The sequence below is a fragment of the Pseudomonas sp. OVF7 genome (assembly GCF_030644265.1).
Taxonomy (GTDB): domain Bacteria; phylum Pseudomonadota; class Gammaproteobacteria; order Pseudomonadales; family Pseudomonadaceae; genus Aquipseudomonas; species Aquipseudomonas gorinensis.
Map to the genome: position 1 here is coordinate 5,219,371 of NZ_CP128996.1, position 17,639 is coordinate 5,237,009.

Below are 17,639 nucleotides of genomic sequence, written 5' to 3' on the forward strand. Positions count from 1 at the left end.
GCGGACGAATGCAATCAGACCAAAGGGTCATTCCCAAAACGAGCCCGGCCAGCGCGTGGCTGGCCGGGGGTGGATCAGCGGCTGGCGAAGTACATGGTCACTTCAAAGCCGATACGCAGGTCGGTAAACGCGGGTTTAGTCCACATGGGGCGATCCTCTTGTTGTGCCGGAAGATTCCGGTGAAGGCATTAATGCATGGAGGGATGGGGGTGCGAATGCTACTTTCGAACGAGTGAGGGCACTGCATTAGTCGCGAACGTACAGGGAGCAACATGTGGGAGGGGCGGGGTACGAATGCTGCTTTCGAACGAGTGCGGGCACTGCATTGGTCGCGAACGTACGGGGAGCAACATGTGGGAGGGGGCTTGCCCCCGATGAGGGCGTGTCAGCTGAAACAGCTGTGACTGACACACCGCTATCGGGGGCAAGCCCCCTCCCACAGGGGACCGCGTTGCATCGGAGGGTTAGAAGAACCCCAACGGATTGATGTCGTAGCTCACCAGCAGGTTCTTGGTCTGCTGGTAGTGATCCAACATCATCTTGTGGTTCTCACGCCCCACGCCGGACTTCTTGTAGCCGCCAAACGCGGCATGCGCCGGGTACAGGTGGTAGCAGTTGGTCCACACGCGACCGGCCTTGATCGCCCGGCCCATGCGGTAGGCACGGTTGATATCACGGGTCCACAGCCCGGCACCCAGGCCGAATTCGCTGTCGTTGGCGATCGCCAGGGCTTCGGCTTCGTCCTTGAAGGTGGTGATACCCACCACCGGGCCGAAGATTTCTTCCTGGAACACGCGCATCTTGTTGTGGCCCTTGAGCAGGGTCGGCTGGATGTAGTAACCGCTGGACAGGTCGCCCTCCAGGCGCTCGGCCGCGCCGCCGGTGAGCAACTCGGCGCCCTCTTCCTGGGCGATTTTCAGGTAGGACAGGATCTTGTCGTATTGCTGCTCGGACGCCTGGGCGCCGACCATGGTTTCGGTGTCCAGCGGGTTGCCGCGCTTGATCTTGACGATCTTCTTCATCACCACTTTCATGAAGTCGTCGTAGATCGACTCCTGCACCAGCGCCCGCGACGGGCAGGTGCACACTTCACCTTGGTTGAAGAACGCCAGCACCAGGCCTTCGGCGGCCTTTTCGATGAACTGTGGCTCGGCGTTCATGATGTCTTCGAAGAAGATGTTCGGCGACTTGCCGCCCAGTTCCACGGTCGACGGGATGATGTTCTCGGCGGCCGCATGCATGATGTGCGCGCCGATAGGCGTCGAGCCGGTAAAGGCGATCTTGGCGATGCGCTTGCTGGTGGCCAGCGCTTCGCCGGCTTCGCGGCCAAAGCCCTGGACGATATTCAGCACGCCCGGTGGCAGCAGGTCATTGATCAACTCGGCAAACACCATGATCGACAGCGGCGTCTGCTCGGCCGGCTTGAGCACGATGCAGTTACCGGCGGCCAGGGCCGGGGCGAGTTTCCAGGCCGCCATCAGCAGCGGGAAGTTCCACGGAATGATCTGCCCGACCACACCCAATGGCTCATGGAAGTGATAGGCAGCGGTGTGTTCGTTGATCTCGGCGGCGCCGCCTTCCTGGGCACGGATGCACCCGGCGAAATAGCGGAAGTGGTCAGCGGCCAGGGGCACGTCGGCGTTGAGCGTCTCGCGCACGGCCTTGCCGTTGTCCCAGCTTTCGGTCACGGCCAGCACTTCGAGGTTCTGTTCGATGCGGTCGGCGATTTTCAGCAGCACCAGGGCGCGATCCTGGGCCGAGGTCTTGCCCCAGGCGTCAGCGGCAGCATGGGCGGCGTCGAGGGCCTTGTCGATGTCGGCGGCGTTGGAGCGCGGGAATTCGGCGATCTGCTCACCGGTCACCGGCGAGGTGTTGGTGAAGTACTGGCCGCTCTGCGGCGCGACGAATTCGCCGCCGATGTAGTTACCGTAGCGCGACTTGAAGCTGACGATGGCGCCAGGGGTGCCAGGTTGTGCGTAGATCATGTTAAGGCCTCTGTCTGGGTCCGGGCCTGTCGGTCAACAGGCGATGACCCGATAGTAAAGAGCCCCCGTTGCCGGGCGAATGCGCCGTTGGCAGGGGGGCTCTTGTCATTTGGTCGTAGATTCAGTGTTTGGCGACCAGTTCTTTGGGCAGCTTGAAGGTCCAGAGCATGCCGCCCTGGTTGAAGTCCTTGATGCGCTTGGCCACTTCACCGCCCCACAACGGCACCGCGCCGCCCCAGCCGGAGAGCACCGAGACGTACTGTTCGCCGTCCATTTCCCAGGTCACAGGCGAGCCGAGTACGCCGGAACCGGTCTGGAACTCCCAGACCTTCTCGCCGGTCTTGGCGTTGAACGCCTGCAGGAAACCTTCCGGCGTGCCGGTGAACACCAGGTTGCCCTTGGTGGTCAGCACCCCGCCCCACAGCGGCGCGAAGTTCTTGTGGCGCCAGACTTCCTTGCCGGTCTTCGGGTCGATGGCACGCAGTACGCCGATGTAGTCTTCGTTCAACGGCTTGATGGTGAAGCCCGCCCCGAGGAACGCCGCGCCTTTTTTGTAGGCGATGTCTTCGTTCCAGATGTCCATGCCCCATTCGTTGGACGGCACATAGAACAGCCCGGTGTCACGGTTGTAGGCCATCGGCATCCAGTTTTTCGCGCCGAGGAACGCCGGCGCGACGAACACCGAGGTGCCTTTGGTTTCACCGCCCGGTGCGCCTGGGCGACTGGCTTCGTTGTAGATCGGCCGGCCGTCCTTATCCAGGCCGCTGGCCCAGGTGATCTTGTCGACAAACGGGAAACCACGGATGAACTTGCCGTTGGTGCGATCGAGCACGTAGAAGAAGCCGTTACGGTCGGCGGTGGCCGCCGCTTTGATTTCCTTGCCGCCTTCGGTGTAGTTGAAGGAGACCAGCTCGTTCACGCCGTCATAGTCCCAGCCGTCGTGGGGCGTGCTCTGGAAGTGCCACTTGATGGTGCCGTCATCCGGGTTCAGCGCCAGGCGCGAGGATGAATAGAGGTTGTCGCCGGGGCGCAGGTGCGAGTTCCACGGCGCCGGGTTGCCGGTGCCGAACAGCAGCAGGTTGGTTTCCGGGTCGTAATAGCCGCCCAGCCATGGCGCCGCGCCGCCGGTCTTCCACAGGTCGCCAGGCCAGGTCTTGCCCGCCTCGCCGCCGGAAATGCCGTTCTCCACGGCCTTGCCGTCCTTGTAGACATAGCCCATATGGCCTTCGACGGTTGGACGCATCCACAGCAGGTCGCCGTTTTTCGGGTCGTAGGCCTGGATCTTGCCCACCACGCCGAATTCGCCACCGGCCACGCCGGTAATCAGCTTGCCGTTGACCACCAGGGGCGCGGCGCTGATCGAATAACCTTCCTTGTGGTCGGCAACCTGCTTGCTCCACACCACTTTGCCGGTGTCTTTATTCAGCGCTACCAGCTTGGCATCGAGGGTGCCGAAGAACACCAGGTCGCCGTACAGCGCCACACCACGGTTGATCACGTCGCAGCAGGGGCGGATGTCATCGGGCAGGCGCGCATCGTACTGCCAGAGTTTCTTGCCGGTGCGCGCATCCACCGCGAACACCCGCGAGTAGGAACCGGTGAGGTACATCACCCCGTCCTTGATCATCGGCTGCGCCTGCTGGCCGCGCTGTTTCTCGCCGCCAAAGGAGAAGGCCCAGACCGGGCGCAGGTCCTTGACGTTGTCCACATTGAGGGTGTCGAGCGGGCTGTAGCGCTGGCCCTGCACGCCCAGGCCGTTGGTGACGATCTGCCCAGGGTTTTTCGGGTCCTGGAGGATGTCCTGGTCGGTCACGGCGGCCATGGCTTGGCCGGATAACAGAATGGCACCGAGCAACACACTCAAGGCGAAGGGTTGGCGGCGTGCGGGTTGGGTCATGACGGCTACCTCTGCGGTTTTTTGTTATACCCGGGAAATTTTCCCGGTCTGGTAGCGATTCTTGGGCGCAGGGGCAGTTGTCACAATTGACCGCAGTATCGAGATTGCTAGTTCCTTAGTAGCGGGTCTGGCCGCTCAGCGCGCCGAGTCGACGCGTTGCATCTGCTCGCGCTCATAACGCGGATACAAGTGGCTGACGCTGCGGATCAGTTCGTAGCGGCTCAGGCTGATGGCGGCGAAACGCTCGGGAATGGGGCTGCGGATCATCTCGGCCATGTCGCTGCCCTGGGCGGCACCGTCGCGCAGCAATTGGTCGAGCCAGGTGAGGTAGTCGCGCATCTGGGCGAAGGGCTGCGCGTCACTGGCGACCGGGCCGTGGCCGGGCACGATCAACGTCCAGGGCAAGGCTTGCAGGGTGTCGAGGTCGGCCAGCCACGCCGTCAACCCAGGGCTGTTGGGCGTGGTAAGCGCGCGTTGGTAGAACACCAGGTCGCCGGCAAACAGCACGCCGGTGCTCTGGTCGAGAATGGCCAGGTCGGCGCCGGTGTGGCCGGTCAATGCGAGCAGGCGCAAGTCGTGGCGGCCAACGCTCAGCACACCGGGTTCCAACACCTGGGTGGGCAACACCACCTCGGTGCCGCGCATCCAGTCGCCGACCATGCGGTAGAGGTTTTCCGCCATGCCGTCGCCTTGCTCATGCAGCAGGCGCGTGGTGTCGGCCAGGGCGCCGATAGGCACGTCCTTGAACGCCTGGTTGCCCAGTGCATGGTCGGGGTGATGGTGGGTAATCAGCACCTGGATCACCGGCTTGGGGGTGACGCGGGCGATGGCCTCGCGCATGGCTTCGCCGTAGCGCCGCGACGGGCCGGTGTCGATCACCACCACGCCCGCCTCGGTGACGATAAAAGCGGTGTTGACGATATTGCCGCCATTGGCCTTGGCGAAGTTGTCGGTACTGCCTTCGAGCAGCCAGGTGTCATCGGCGATCAACCGTGGCTTGAGGGCGTAGTCCAGGTCCGCCAGCGCGGGCAGGCTCAAACTCAGGCACAGCAATAGAATCCAGCGCATGCCGCGCTCCTTCTGGTCAGGGAATGGCGGCGTCGAATTCATTGCCACTGTTGTCGCGCAACACCAGGCGGGTCGGCCCTGGCGCGTCGATATCAAAGGCCAGGTTGGGGTTTTCGCTGACCGCCGGGAACAGCTCCAGCTCGGCCAGCACCTGGCCGTCCTGGCCCCGCAGTTGCGCATGGTTGAGGTAGAACTCGGGGATGCCGCTGACCATGCCGTTGTCCATCGGATGCGCCACCTGCACGCGCACCCGGCTGAACTCGCCACGCGGGTAACGCCCGCCGAGCACTTCACCGATGTGTTCTTCCCAGCCGGGCTGGGTGCGTACCACGCTGGGCGCGGTGCAGCCGCCGCCGGCCGCATCGATCAGGGTCGAGCCGACGTGCCACAGCCCGTCGTCGGTGAGCACTGCCGCGCGCAACGGCGTGGCCTGTTCGATACGAATCCGCAGCGATAGCCACGGCAGCACCCCGGCCTTGGGCTGGAAGTCGACGATCTTCGGCAATGGGTTGAGCTCGGCCCAGGCGAGGATTTTCAGCACATGGCCCTTGAACGCCCGGGCGTCGATCTCCAGCGGCACCTGGCGCGCATCTTCGGCAAACGGCGGCGCCAGCAGCTTGACCCGTTCGTCGAACACAAACGGCGCTTCGGCCAGAAACTGCTTGTGGTAGAACGCCCACATCACCGACGGCACCGGGTCCTTGCCTGGCTCGACGTCCACGGCGTGGGCCGCCAGCGGTAACCAGCAGGCCAGCAGGCAGCTCAGTCGCACGTTCAGTCGCCAGATCATCGCCTGCTCCTATTGGTACATCTCGGGCACTTCGTATTGCAGGCCGTAATGGCTGTAGATGGCTTGCAGCGAACCGTCGCGGATCAAGCCTTCAAGGGCCTCTTCCACCGCGTAGGCCAACTGGCGATTGCTTTCATGCACCGCCATGCCGATTTCCCAGCGTTGCCTGCCCATGTTCGGGTAGGCGTTCTCGGCCAGGGCCAGTTGCGGGTCGTGGGCCTCATGCACCTGCCAGTCGATTTCGCCACGCATGGCCATCACCGCATCGACCTCGCCGGCCTTCATCGCCGCAAAGGCCTGGGGCACGCCGGGGTAGTGATGGGTCTTGCCGGCAAGCATGCCGTTGAACACCGAGGTCAGGTAGAACGACGGCACGCTGTCGACTTCGACACCGACCGGGTGCTGCTCGAACACCGCCACGCTGGCGACCTTGTCCAGGCGCCGGCGATCGTAGGCCACCTGCCATTGTTCGTTCTGGTAAGGCCCGAACATCACCACATGGCCGTTTTCCAGCTCGCCCTGGTCATTGCGCTTTTGCGCGTAATCGCGGTCGTAGGGCGCGCGCATCATCAGATCGGCCAATTGCTGGTTGTGCAACGGGCTGCCGCGCCAGATGTAGTCGCGCAGGTCGTCGTCAAGCTTCTCGCCGGCCGGCGCCCAGATCAACGTGAGTTGCACCCCCAGCGCCTTGGCCAGGGCCTGGGCCAGCTCCACGTCGACCCCACGCGGGGTGGTGCCGTCTTCAAAGCTGTAGGGGGCAAAGTCCTTGTACACCGCCACTTTCAGTTCGCCGTCGGCGATCATCTGGTCATAGCTGCGCACCTGTGCCTGTGCCGTCTGGCAACACAGCAGGGCCAGGCCAAGCACATAAGCGAACAGGCGCATGGCTTACTCCTCGACGTGCACGGTGTCCAGGTAGGTGCGCACGGCCCACAAGGCTTCCTGGCTCAGGTAGTCGGCCATCTTCGGCATATACACCCGGCCGTCGCGTACCGCGCCATGACGCACGCGCTCGACGAACCACTCATCACCGGCTTCGCCCACGTCGAGCATGCGCAGGTCGGGGGCGATGCCGCCGGACTTGGCTTCCAGGCCGTGGCAGGCGGCGCAGTTCTGGTTATAGGCGGACGAGCCGATTTCCACGGCCCGGTCGTGTTCAGGGGAGGTGCGGTACGGATTGACCGCCGCCCAGCCGTCTTCGTTGACCGGCACGCCGGCGTCCTTGATCGAGGTCAGGCCCTTGGTTTCCACGGCTTGCGGGACCACGTTGCCATGGGCCCAGGCGGAGCCCGAAGCGATCACACCGGCCAACAGCCCGGCGACAAGCAAGGCGTTGTGTTTTGTTGTCATTATTTTTGCCCTCAGGATTGCACGCAAAACCTCATTGCAGAGGCTATGGCAACCATCTTAGAAACCCCGGGGCATGGGCCGTATGCTGCTTTGGTGGCCGGCTTATCCTCCCTTGGTAGTAGGGCTTGTGGGGCACGCCTAAAACAGCGGCGCCACGGGAAGTCTTCCCGGCCACAGCGGGCGTTTTTCCGTATCCGTCCGGCCCCCTGACGCTCCACCCTGTGCAGGCCAAAACCTCCACTGGGAACTGCAACCATGACAATAAGATCGCTACCCGCCCTCTCACCTTTAAGCCTTGCCGTGCAAGCCTTCGTGCTGGTGGGCAGCCTGTCCCTCAGTGCCGCGGGCTATGCCGCCGCCGAGCCTGCGGCCAAGCAAACCCGCAACGTCACCTGGGAAGACATCGCCAACGACCACCTGACCACCCAGGACGTGCTGCAATACGGCATGGGCACCAACGCCCAGCGCTGGAGCCCGCTGGCCCAGGTCAACGACAAGAACGTGTTCAAGCTCACCCCAGCCTGGTCCTACTCGTTCGGCGATGAGAAACAACGCGGCCAGGAATCCCAGGCCATCGTCAGCGACGGCGTGGTCTACGTGACCGGCTCCTACTCCCGCGTGTTCGCCCTCGACGCCAAGACCGGCAAGCGCCTGTGGACCTACAATCACCGCCTGCCCGACAACATTCGCCCCTGCTGTGACGTGGTCAACCGGGGAGCGGCGATCTTCGGCGACAAGATCTACTTCGGTACCCTCGACGCGCGCCTGATCGCCCTCGACAAGAACACCGGCAAAGTGGTGTGGAACAAGAAGTTCGGCGACCACGCCGCTGGCTACACCATGACCGGCGCCCCGGTGCTGATCAAGGATAAGGTCAGCGGCAAGGTGCTGCTGATCCACGGCAGCTCCGGCGATGAGTTCGGCGTGGTCGGCCAGCTGTTTGCGCGCGACCCGGACACCGGCGAAGAGGTCTGGATGCGTCCGTTCGTGGAGGGCCATATGGGCCGCCTCAACGGCAAGGACAGCACGCCGACCGGCGACGTGAAAGCCCCGTCGTGGCCGGATGACCCGACCACCGAAACCGGCAAGGTCGAGGCTTGGAGCCACGGCGGCGGCGCACCTTGGCAGAGCGCGAGCTTCGATGCCGAGACCAACACCATCATCGTCGGCGCCGGCAACCCCGGCCCGTGGAACACCTGGGCGCGCACCTCCAAGGACGGCAACCCCCACGATTTCGACAGCCTCTACACCTCCGGCCAGGTCGGCGTCGACCCGAGCACCGGTGAAGTGAAATGGTTCTACCAGCACACGCCGAACGATGCCTGGGACTTCTCCGGCAACAACGAACTGGTGCTGTTCGACTACAAGGACAAGGACGGCAAAGTGGTCAAGGCTACCGGCCATGCCGACCGCAACGGCTTCTTCTACGTGGTCGACCGCAACAACGGCAAGCTGCAGAACGCCTTCCCGTTTGTCGACAACATTACCTGGGCCAGCCATATCGACCTGAAGACCGGCCGCCCCGTGGAAAACCCAGGCCAGCGCCCGGCCAAGCCATTGCCGGGTGAAACCAAGGGCAAACCCGTGGAGGTCTCTCCGCCGTTCCTGGGCGGCAAGAACTGGAACCCCATGGCCTACAGCCAGGACACCGGCCTGTTCTACATCCCGGGCAACCAGTGGAAAGAGGAATACTGGACCGAAGAGGTCAACTACAAGAAGGGCTCGGCCTACCTGGGCATGGGCTTTCGTATCAAGCGCATGTATGAGGACCACGTCGGCACCCTGCGCGCGATGAACCCCACTACCGGTAAGGTGGTGTGGGAACACAAGGAACACCTGCCGTTGTGGGCCGGCGTGCTGGCGACCAAGGGCAACCTGGTGTTCACCGGGACCGGCGATGGTTTCTTCAAGGCCTTCGACGCGAAAACCGGCAAGGAGCTGTGGAAGTTCCAGACCGGCAGCGGCATCGTCTCGCCGCCGATCACCTGGGAACAGGATGGCGAGCAGTACATTGGCGTCACCGTCGGTTATGGCGGCGCGGTGCCGTTGTGGGGCGGCGACATGGCCGAGCTGACCAAGCCGGTGGCGCAAGGCGGGTCGTTCTGGGTGTTCAAGATCCCGAGCTGGGATCAGAAAACCGCGCAAAAATAACCCCTGCGAGAATGCCGGGCCGCCTTTTGCAGTAAGCGGGCTCCTGTGGCAAGCGGGCTTGCCACAGTAAGCCCGCTTGCCACAGTAAACCCGCTCCCCACAGGATCCCTAGAGGTTGCACGATGAACTACCTGCCCTTGTTACTCCTGCTCTCCCTGCCCCTGGCGCACGCCGACGACGGCGACGACGCCCCACTGGTCGTCAACGGCTGTACGATCGCCGAACACAGCCAATGCCCCGGCGCCAACCTCAAGGGCGCCAACCTCAGCAACCAGGACCTGAGCAGAATGAACCTGGCCGGTGCCGACCTGCGCGACGCCGATTTGCGCCATGCCAACCTCGACCTGGCCAACCTGGAAAAAGCCCGGTTGCAGGGCGCCAACCTGACCCGCGCCAGCTTGCAGCAAAGCAACCTGCGCCTGGCCGACTTCACCGGCGCGACGCTGATGGCGATCCAGGGTTGGGGTCTGTTTGCCCAGGGCGCACAGTTCGAAAACGCCAACCTCAGCGCGGCCTACCTGCAATTCGCACGGCTGTCGGGGGCAAAAATGCACAAGGCCAACCTGCGCGCCGCCGACCTGGAAATGACCTGGCTGAGCAAGGCCGACCTGCAAGGAGCGGACCTGAGCGATGCGAATCTACAGGAAGCCAAGTTCGGCGAAAGCAACCTGGAACAGGCCACGCTCACCGGCAGTCGCCAGCACTATGCGAACTTTCAGGATGCCAATATGGAAGGCTGCAAAGACTGTCCTACCACCTGGAATCGCTAGACCACCACGATTCAAAATGTGGGAGGGGGCTTGCCCCCGATGGCGGTGGATCAGTCAATGCCTGAGTGACTGAAGCACCGCTATCGGGGGCAAGCCCCCTCCCACATTTGAAGGGTGTAAAACAGAGAGAAAACTGTCAGCCCGCTACGCGCACCACGCCCATGTCGATCCCCAGATGCACCAGTTCGGCATGGGAACTGACCTGCAACTTGCTCTTGAGCAAGGTCAAGTGGTTGGACACGGTCTTGCTGCTGATATTCAGCTGGTCGGCAATCGCCCGGGTAGGCGTGCCCTTGGCCAGCATCAGGAAAATCTCCAGCTCGCGCGGGGTCATGCCCTGCAGGCGTTGATCGCTGGGGGTGTAGGCCAGCTCGGTGGCCAGGGCCTGTTCGATATAGGCGTGGCCGTCGAGGATGCGCCGCACCGCTTCGATCAACACCTCGGGCGCCGAGCTTTTGGTCAGATAGCCTGAGGCCCCCGCCTCCAGGGCCTGGCGCACCAGCGGTAATTCGTCGTGCATGCTGAAGAACAGCACGCGCAACTGCGGCAGGCGCTGGCGCAGGCGGCGCGTGGTTTCCAGGCCGCTGATACCCGGCAGGCCGAAGTCCATGATCACCAGGTTCGGCACCGCTTCCTGCACGCGGCTGAGGGCTTCTTCACCACTGGCCGCCTCGCGCACTTCAATGGCCGGCAGCAGCGCCCGCAACAGGCTGGCATAGCCCTGGCGCACCACCGCGTGGTCATCCACCAACAGAATATTCATGAAGCCTCCAATGGCATGTTCAACGCCAGCGCCCAACCGGCGCCGGGATGGCTGAGGATTTTCAGTTCACCGCCCAGGCAGCGCGCGCGTTCGGCCATCGAATACAGGCCGACACCCGGGCGCTGCGGCGTGTGTGCACCGCGCCCGTTGTCGCGCACCCACAGGCGCAGGCGCGAACCGCGATGGTGCAGGCGCACGCAGACATGGCTGGCGTCGGCATGCCGCACGACATTGGTCAGGGCCTCCTGGAGCAGGCGGTAGAGGTGGGTCTTGCTCGCTCCGGACAATGCCGGCAAATCGGTGCTGACCCGTAGCCGGCAATCGATGCCATGGCTGGCCTGCCACTGCGTGACCAGCATCGAAAAAGCCTCGGCCATCGGCAGGTGTTGCAGGGCCACCGGGTACAGGTCGTGGACCAGCGCGCGGAAACCTTGCTGCAAGTGGTCGCAGTGATCTTCCAGTTGCGCCACCGTGCGCGCCAGCAATGGCGGCTGGTCGGTGACCAGGCGTAACAGGCAGGCCTGGGCGCGAATGCCGGCCAGGTATTGGCCCAGGTCATCGTGCAGGGTCTGGGCCAGGTGATTGCGCTCCTGCTCCTGCACCGCCATCAGGGTCTGGGTCAGTTGGGTGTTGTCGGTGCGCGCCTGCTCCAGGGCGTGGGTCATGCGGTTGAAATGCAGCGCCAGTTGCCGCGCTTCCGGCGACCCCGCGCTGTGCAGACGGACATTGAGCTGACCGGCGCACACCTGCTGCAGCGCCCGCAGCAACTCATCGAGCACGCCCATGCCACGGCGCACCGCCCAACGGATGGTCAACAGGCTCAAGGCCAGCGCCAACGCGCACAGGCCCAACAGTTGTTGCAGGGAGTCCCAGACTTCGTCGATTTCATCCCGTGGGTCGACCGCGATCGACACGCGCCGGCCGTCCGGCAAGTCCAGTACCTGGGGACTGCGCCGCGCCTGGGCAAACAGCAGGCGGCCGAGCCAGGCATCCAGGCCATCTGCCGCCGGTGCCTGCAAGGTTTCGCCAGGCCCCAGCCAATGCACGCGCACATGACGCAGGCTGGCGGTGAGGTGTGGCTGCAGGCTGGCGGGGTCGCGCTCGGCGGTTTCGCTGAGGTAGTGCACCACCGCTTCGGCCGATTGCAGCTCGCGCTCCACATCCGCCAAGGCCTGGTGCATCAACAGGCCAGTGCAGGCGCAGGTGACCAGGGCGAAAAAGCCGCACACCCACAGGTTGATGCGCCACAGCGCCGACATGCCTAGCGCGCCACGCTGGCGGGCACGCTCGACGCCGGGCGTGGTGCGTGCAGCTTGTCGACGCCGATCAGGCTGACGATCAGCAGGAACGGTAGGAGCAGGACCTTGAGGATGTGCATGAGCGTTCATCTCCCGAGTGAGCGCGACGCGGATGCCCCATGCTAAGACCGCGCCACGCGCGCGGGGCTACTACCTTGGTACTGCCCCAGCGGTACTTTCTGCATATTTGCAGCGCCCCCAAGGGTTCCTATGCTGGCGCTACCTGTCATGGAGTGCCTTATGCGCCTGCTCGCCCCCTACGCCGTGCTGTACCTGCTGGCGATCGCTTGCGCCGCCGGGGTGGCCAGCGCCAGCCAGGCCGCCGAGGCGCCGCTGGCGGTACAGATTGGCTACCTGGGCTACCGGCCGGATCCGGGGCCGCTGCTGTCGAATGTGATCCCCGAGCCGAGCGATGCCGGGCAACGCGGCGCCGAGCTGGCGATCATCGACAGCAACAGCACCGGCGCCTTTCTCAACCAGCGCTACAGCCTGACCAGCGCTACGGTGGACACCCCCGAGGCCCTGCTCGCCGCCGCCCAGGCCCAGCACGCCCAGGGCCTGCGCCTGTTCGTGGTCAACGCCCCCGCCGCCAGCCTGCGCCAACTCAGCGCGGCACTGCCCGACAGCCTGCTATTCAACGCAGGCAGCCCGGATGACAGCCTGCGCAGCACCGACTGCCTGGGTAACGTGCTGCACAGCCTGCCGAGCCGGGCCATGCTCGCCGATGCCCTGGCGCAGTTCATGGTGGTGCGCAAATGGCAAAAGGCGCTGCTGATCGTCGGCCCCACCGAGGATGACCAAGCCTACGCCGCCGCCCTGCGCCGCGCCGCCAAGCGTTTCGGCGTGCAACTGGTGGCGGAAAAAGCCTGGCGTTTCGATAACGACCAACGCCGCAGTGCCCAGGCGGATATGCCGCTGTTCACCCAGACCGCCGAATACGACGTGGTACTGGTGGCCGATGAGCGCGGCGACTTCGGCGAGTACGTGCCCTACCAGACCTGGTACCCGCGCCCCGTCGCCGGCACTCAGGGCCTGACGCCCACCGGCTGGCACAAAACCGTCGAGACCTACGGCGCCGCGCAATTGCAAAAACGCTTCGAGGCCCTGGCCGGGCGCTGGATGAACGACCGCGACTTCGCCGCCTGGATGGCCGTGCGCAGCGTCGCCAGTGCGGTCAACAAGTTGCGCCAGGTCGAGCCCATGGCCATCCGCCAACTGGAGATCAGCGAACAATTGCCACTGGACGGTTTCAAGGGCCGCAAGCTCAGCTACCGCCCGTGGAACGGCGAGTTGCGCCAACCGATCCCGATCGTGCAGCCCCGCGCCCTGGTCAGCACCTCGCCCCAGGACGGTTTCCTGCACCCCTTCAACGAAATGGACAGCCTGGGCTACGACAAGCCCGAGGTGACCTGCCGCTTCCCCTGATCGCTCCCCTACTCACAATAATAAGGAATCCGCCATGCGCCGCACCCTGCTCTCATGCGCCCTGCTGCTTGCCGCCGGGCACGCCATGGCCAGCACCGCCTGGGTCTCCAACGAGAAAGACAACAGCCTGAGCCTGATCGACATGCAGACCCTGCAAGTCACCGACACCCTCAAGGTCGGCCAGCGCCCAAGGGGCTTGTTGCTGTCCCACGACAACACGTTGCTGTACATCTGCGCCAGCGACTCGGACCGGGTACAGGTGATGGACGTGGCGACGCGCAAGATCATCAAGGAACTGCCCTCCGGCAAGGACCCCGAGCAGTTCGCCTTGCACCCCAATAACCGCTGGTTGTACGTGTCCAACGAAGACGATGCGCTGGTGACAGTGATCGACACCGAGACCTCCAAGGTGCTCGGCCAGATCAACGTCGGCGTGGAGCCTGAAGGCATGGCCGTGAGCCCGGACGGCAAGTGGGCGGTGAACACCAGCGAAACCACGAACATGCTGCATTGGATCGACACCAGCACCCAGACCCTGGCCGACAGCACCCTGGTGGACCAGCGCCCGCGCTTCGTCGAGTTCAACCACGATGGCTCGCAGCTGTGGGCTTCGGCGGAAATCGGCGGCACCGTGACCATCCTCGACGTGGCCAGCCGCACGATCCTCAAGACCCTGACCTTCAAGATCAAGGGCGTGCACCCGGACAAGGTGCAGCCGGTCGGGATCAAGCTCAGCGCCGACGGCAAGTACGGCTTTGTCGCCCTCGGCCCGGCCAACCATGTGGCGGTGATCGATGCCAAGACCTTCGAAATCCTCGACTACCTGCTGGTGGGCCGCCGCGTCTGGCAGATGGCATTCACCCCGGACGAAAAACAGTTGCTGGCCACCAATGGCGTGAGCGGCGATGTATCGGTGATCGATGTGGACAGCCTCAAGGTGATCAAGTCGGTCAAGGTCGGACGTTATCCGTGGGGCGTGGTGGTGACGCCATGAACGCCCTGGAGGTGCGCGACCTGAGCTTCGCCTATGGCGCACGCCAGGCCCTGCACGAGGTGAGTTTCAGCCTGGCGCCCGGAGGGTTTGCCGCGTTGCTGGGGCCCAACGGCGCGGGCAAATCCACCTTGATCGCGCTGCTCACGCGGTTGTACGACTTGCAAAGCGGCGATATCCGCGTGGGCGGCCACTCCCTGCGCGATGCGCCACGCGCAGCACTCACGCAACTGGGGGTGGTGTTCCAGCAAAGCACCTTGGACCTGGATTTGAGCGTGGAGCAGAACCTGCGCTACCACGCCGCGCTGCACGGCTTATCGCGGCGCCAGACCGACCTGCGCGTTGCCGCCGAGCTGGCGCGCCAGGCCCTGACGGAACGGCGCCGCGAAAAAGTCCGCGAACTCAACGGCGGTCACCGGCGCCGCGTCGAAATCGCCCGGGCGTTGCTGCACGAACCCCGCTTGCTGCTGTTGGATGAAGCCAGTGTCGGCCTCGACCCCGCCAGCCGCCTGGCCCTGAACCAGCACGTGCGCAGGCTGTGCCTGGAGCAAGGCATCAGCGTGCTGTGGACCACCCACCTGCTCGATGAAGTGCAGCCCGACGATGCGCTGATGATTCTGCACCAGGGCCGCTTGGTGGCCAGCGGGCAAGTCGACGCGTTGATCCAGGCCCAGGGCGGCGACCTGGGCAGCGTGTTCGCGCGCCTGACCCGCCCCGCCCCCACAGGAGCCGTGGCATGAACGCTTACTGGCAATGCTTGCGCGGCATCGTGCTGCGCGAGTGGCTGCGCTTTGTGTTGCAGCGCACCCGGTTTCTCAGCGCCCTGGTGCGCCCGCTGTTGTGGTTGCTGGTGTTTGCCGCCGGGTTCCGCGCTGCGCTGGGCATTTCGGTGATCGAACCCTACGACACTTACATCCCCTACGAGGTCTACATCATCCCGGGGCTGGCCTGCATGATCCTGCTGTTCAACGGCATGCAGGGTTCGTTGTCGATGGTTTACGACCGCGAGATGGGCAGCATGCGCGTGCTGCTGACCAGCCCGCTGCCGCGCACATTTTTGCTGTGCAGCAAGCTGCTCGCCACCGCGTTGATTTCGCTGTTGCAGGTGTACGGGTTCCTGGCGATTGCCTGGGTGTATGGCGTGCAACCGCCGGCCATGGGGCTGCTGATCGCCCTGCCCGCCTTGCTGCTGGTGGCCTTGATGCTGAGTGCCCTGGGCCTGCTGCTGTCGAATGCCATTCGTCAGTTGGAAAACTTTGCCGGGGTGATGAATTTCGTGATCTTCCCGCTGTTTTTCCTGTCATCGGCGCTGTACCCGCTGTGGAAGATGCGCGACTCCAGTGAATGGCTGTACTGGTTGTGCGCGATCAACCCGTTTACCCACGCCGTGGAGCTGGTGCGCTTTGCCCTGTATGAACGCTTCGCCGGCCTGGCCCTGGCGGTGTGCCTGGGCTTGACCGTGCTGTTCGCGGTGTTGGCGGTACTGACCTTCAACCCTCAGCATGCGGCGTTGCGCAAAAAGGGCTGAGGCTGGCAAAAACTACTACTTTAGTACTGGTTTTCCTGTCTATCGTCGCATTCCCAAGGGCTCGGGACTCACGTGTAATGGCCGCATAACGATAAGGATTGCCCCGCCATGCTGCCTGCCCGACTGCCTCTGTTGGCACTGCTGTGTCTGTTCATCGCTTACGCGCATGCCGACACCCCACTGTTTTCCGCCGACGGCTACCGCATCAGCCTGTACCGCAGCCCCACGCCCGATCACTTGCCGGGCGCCACGATCATCGACACCCCGGCCCTGCAAGCCCTGCTGGCGCAGACCCCGGCACCGGTGCTGATCGACGTGTATCGGCGCCAATGGCTGCAAGGTCGCTTCATCGAAGACCAGCCTCACGCCAACCTGCCCGGCAGCCACTGGCTGGCCAATACCGGCGATGGCGACCTCACGCCGGAATGGCAAAGCTACTTCGTGCGCCACCTGTACACCTACAGCGGCGGCGACCCGACACGACCGCTGGTCTTCTATTGCCGCTCCGATTGCTGGTTGAGTTGGAACGCGGTAAAACGTGCCGCCAACCTGGGCTATACCTCTGTGTACTGGTATCGCGATGGCCTGGATGCCTGGGAAGCGGCGAAGCTGCCGGTGTCGGTTGCGCAACCCGAGCCATTTGAATAACCACAATAAGAAAGGTGAACGGCCATGTACAAAATCCTGATTGCCGATGATCACCCGCTGTTTCGCGAAGCGATCCATAACGTCATCAGCGACGGTTTCCCCGGCAGCGAAGTGATGGAGACCGCCGACTTGGACAGTGCCCTGGCGCTGACCCAGGAACACGACGACCTGGACCTGATCCTGCTCGACCTGAACATGCCCGGCATGCACGGCCTCAATGGCCTGATCAACCTTCGCAACGAGTCGCCGACCATTCCGGTGGTGATCGTGTCGGCCGAGCAGGACAAGCAGATCGTGCTGCAAGCCATCACCTACGGTGCCGTTGGTTTTATCACCAAGTCCTCGCCGCGCCAGCAGATGACCGAGGCGATCCAGCAGATTCTCAACGGCAACGTGTACCTGCCGCCGGACATCATCCGCACCCAGAAAACCGGTACCCACCGCCGCCTCAACGAAAACCCCGGCTTCGCCCCCGAACTGCTGCAGGCATTGACCCGCAAGCAGTTGCTGGTCCTGGAACGCATGACCAAGGGTGAGTCGAACAAACAGATTGCCTACACCCTGGAAATTGCCGAGACCACCGTGAAGGCCCACGTGTCGGCGATCCTGCGCAAGTTGAATGTGCACAACCGGGTGCAAGCGATACTCAGTGCCGGAGATATAGATTTCGGCTCGTACCTGCGCCGCTGATCGTCCTGACACAACACCAATCAAAGGTGGGAGGGGGCTTGCCCCCGATGGCAGTGGGTCAGTGACATAAAAGTTGACTGACACACCGCTATCGGGGGCAAGCCCCCTCCCACATTTTGATCTGCATTTGATGGGGTTTCGGGGTTCACTTGCCGGGCAGGTAGCCCGCACCGGCCTCGTACCCACACCACTGATCTTCCTGACACAACACCAATCAAAGGTGGGAGGGGGCAAGCCCCCTCCCACAGGTTGATCTGCATTTGATGGGATTTCGGGGTTTGCTTG

At 63.8% G+C, this 17,639-nt stretch carries 17 protein-coding genes; 8 read left to right on the plus strand and 9 right to left on the minus strand.

The features are described from left to right. Nucleotides 1–74: 74 nt before the first annotated feature. From pqqA to pedF, 7 genes are all read right to left on the minus strand, one after another. Nucleotides 75–146 (minus strand): pyrroloquinoline quinone precursor peptide PqqA, encoded by a 72-nt coding sequence (pqqA, locus tag QU606_RS23540; RefSeq protein ID WP_010209364.1) that lies wholly within the window; start codon nucleotides 144–146, stop codon nucleotides 75–77. A gap of 318 nt (nucleotides 147–464) precedes the next feature. After that, the gene (locus QU606_RS23545; RefSeq protein ID WP_024076311.1) at nucleotides 465–1,985 is read right to left on the minus strand and encodes an aldehyde dehydrogenase family protein; all 1,521 of its coding nucleotides are present in this window, start codon (nucleotides 1,983–1,985) and stop codon (nucleotides 465–467) included. Nucleotides 1,986–2,106: 121 nt separating this feature from the next. Then, a complete protein-coding gene (locus QU606_RS23550; RefSeq protein WP_024076312.1) occupies nucleotides 2,107–3,882 on the minus strand; it encodes a PQQ-dependent methanol/ethanol family dehydrogenase in 1,776 nt (591 codons plus the stop codon). Nucleotides 3,883–4,017: 135 nt separating this feature from the next. Then, a complete protein-coding gene (locus tag QU606_RS23555; RefSeq protein WP_304997579.1) occupies nucleotides 4,018–4,950 on the minus strand; it encodes a quinoprotein relay system zinc metallohydrolase 1 in 933 nt (310 codons plus the stop codon). A gap of 16 nt (nucleotides 4,951–4,966) precedes the next feature. Then, entirely contained in the window at nucleotides 4,967–5,728 is a 762-nt protein-coding gene (locus QU606_RS23560; protein ID WP_069077433.1) for a quinoprotein dehydrogenase-associated SoxYZ-like carrier, read from the minus strand. A gap of 21 nt (nucleotides 5,729–5,749) precedes the next feature. After that, a complete protein-coding gene (locus tag QU606_RS23565; RefSeq protein ID WP_168232105.1) occupies nucleotides 5,750–6,625 on the minus strand; it encodes an ABC transporter substrate-binding protein in 876 nt (291 codons plus the stop codon). Between the two features lie 3 nt (nucleotides 6,626–6,628). Further along, a complete protein-coding gene (gene pedF, locus QU606_RS23570; RefSeq protein WP_304997580.1) occupies nucleotides 6,629–7,090 on the minus strand; it encodes a cytochrome c-550 PedF in 462 nt (153 codons plus the stop codon). 255 nt (nucleotides 7,091–7,345) lie between these two features. On the opposite strand from pedF, the gene exaA reads away from it, so the two are divergent. Together exaA and QU606_RS23580 are read left to right on the plus strand one after the other, a co-directional pair. Continuing rightward, the gene (gene exaA / locus QU606_RS23575; RefSeq protein WP_024076317.1) at nucleotides 7,346–9,241 is read left to right on the plus strand and encodes a quinoprotein ethanol dehydrogenase; all 1,896 of its coding nucleotides are present in this window, start codon (nucleotides 7,346–7,348) and stop codon (nucleotides 9,239–9,241) included. Nucleotides 9,242–9,363: 122 nt separating this feature from the next. Next, nucleotides 9,364–10,011, plus strand: a complete 648-nt coding sequence (locus tag QU606_RS23580) for a pentapeptide repeat-containing protein (RefSeq protein ID WP_024076318.1) — start codon at nucleotides 9,364–9,366, stop codon at nucleotides 10,009–10,011. A gap of 136 nt (nucleotides 10,012–10,147) precedes the next feature. On the opposite strand, the gene QU606_RS23585 is transcribed toward QU606_RS23580, so the two are convergent. Continuing rightward, entirely contained in the window at nucleotides 10,148–10,774 is a 627-nt protein-coding gene (locus tag QU606_RS23585; RefSeq protein ID WP_024076319.1) for a response regulator transcription factor, read from the minus strand. Beyond that, a complete protein-coding gene (locus tag QU606_RS23590) occupies nucleotides 10,771–12,033 on the minus strand; it encodes a sensor histidine kinase (protein WP_024076320.1) in 1,263 nt (420 codons plus the stop codon). The genes QU606_RS23585 and QU606_RS23590 overlap by 4 nt, the downstream gene beginning before the upstream one ends. A 279-nt stretch (nucleotides 12,034–12,312) precedes the next feature. On the opposite strand from QU606_RS23590, the gene QU606_RS23595 reads away from it, so the two are divergent. From QU606_RS23595 to QU606_RS23620, 6 genes are all read left to right on the plus strand, one after another. Then, nucleotides 12,313–13,497, plus strand: a complete 1,185-nt coding sequence (locus QU606_RS23595; RefSeq protein WP_304997581.1) for an ABC transporter substrate-binding protein — start codon at nucleotides 12,313–12,315, stop codon at nucleotides 13,495–13,497. A gap of 34 nt (nucleotides 13,498–13,531) precedes the next feature. Then, nucleotides 13,532–14,491, plus strand: a complete 960-nt coding sequence (locus tag QU606_RS23600) for a YVTN family beta-propeller repeat protein (RefSeq protein ID WP_024076323.1) — start codon at nucleotides 13,532–13,534, stop codon at nucleotides 14,489–14,491. After that, nucleotides 14,488–15,228 (plus strand): ABC transporter ATP-binding protein, encoded by a 741-nt coding sequence (locus QU606_RS23605; RefSeq protein ID WP_024076324.1) that lies wholly within the window; start codon nucleotides 14,488–14,490, stop codon nucleotides 15,226–15,228. The genes QU606_RS23600 and QU606_RS23605 overlap by 4 nt, the downstream gene beginning before the upstream one ends. Continuing rightward, the gene (locus tag QU606_RS23610) at nucleotides 15,225–16,016 is read left to right on the plus strand and encodes an ABC transporter permease (RefSeq protein ID WP_021492851.1); all 792 of its coding nucleotides are present in this window, start codon (nucleotides 15,225–15,227) and stop codon (nucleotides 16,014–16,016) included. The genes QU606_RS23605 and QU606_RS23610 overlap by 4 nt, the downstream gene beginning before the upstream one ends. 108 nt (nucleotides 16,017–16,124) lie before the next feature. Further along, nucleotides 16,125–16,664, plus strand: coding sequence for a PQQ-dependent catabolism-associated CXXCW motif protein (locus QU606_RS23615; protein ID WP_024076325.1), 540 nt, complete (start codon nucleotides 16,125–16,127; stop codon nucleotides 16,662–16,664). A 24-nt stretch (nucleotides 16,665–16,688) separates the two neighbouring features. Beyond that, entirely contained in the window at nucleotides 16,689–17,354 is a 666-nt protein-coding gene (locus QU606_RS23620; RefSeq protein ID WP_024076326.1) for a response regulator transcription factor, read from the plus strand. The last annotated feature ends 285 nt before the right edge of the window (nucleotides 17,355–17,639 follow it).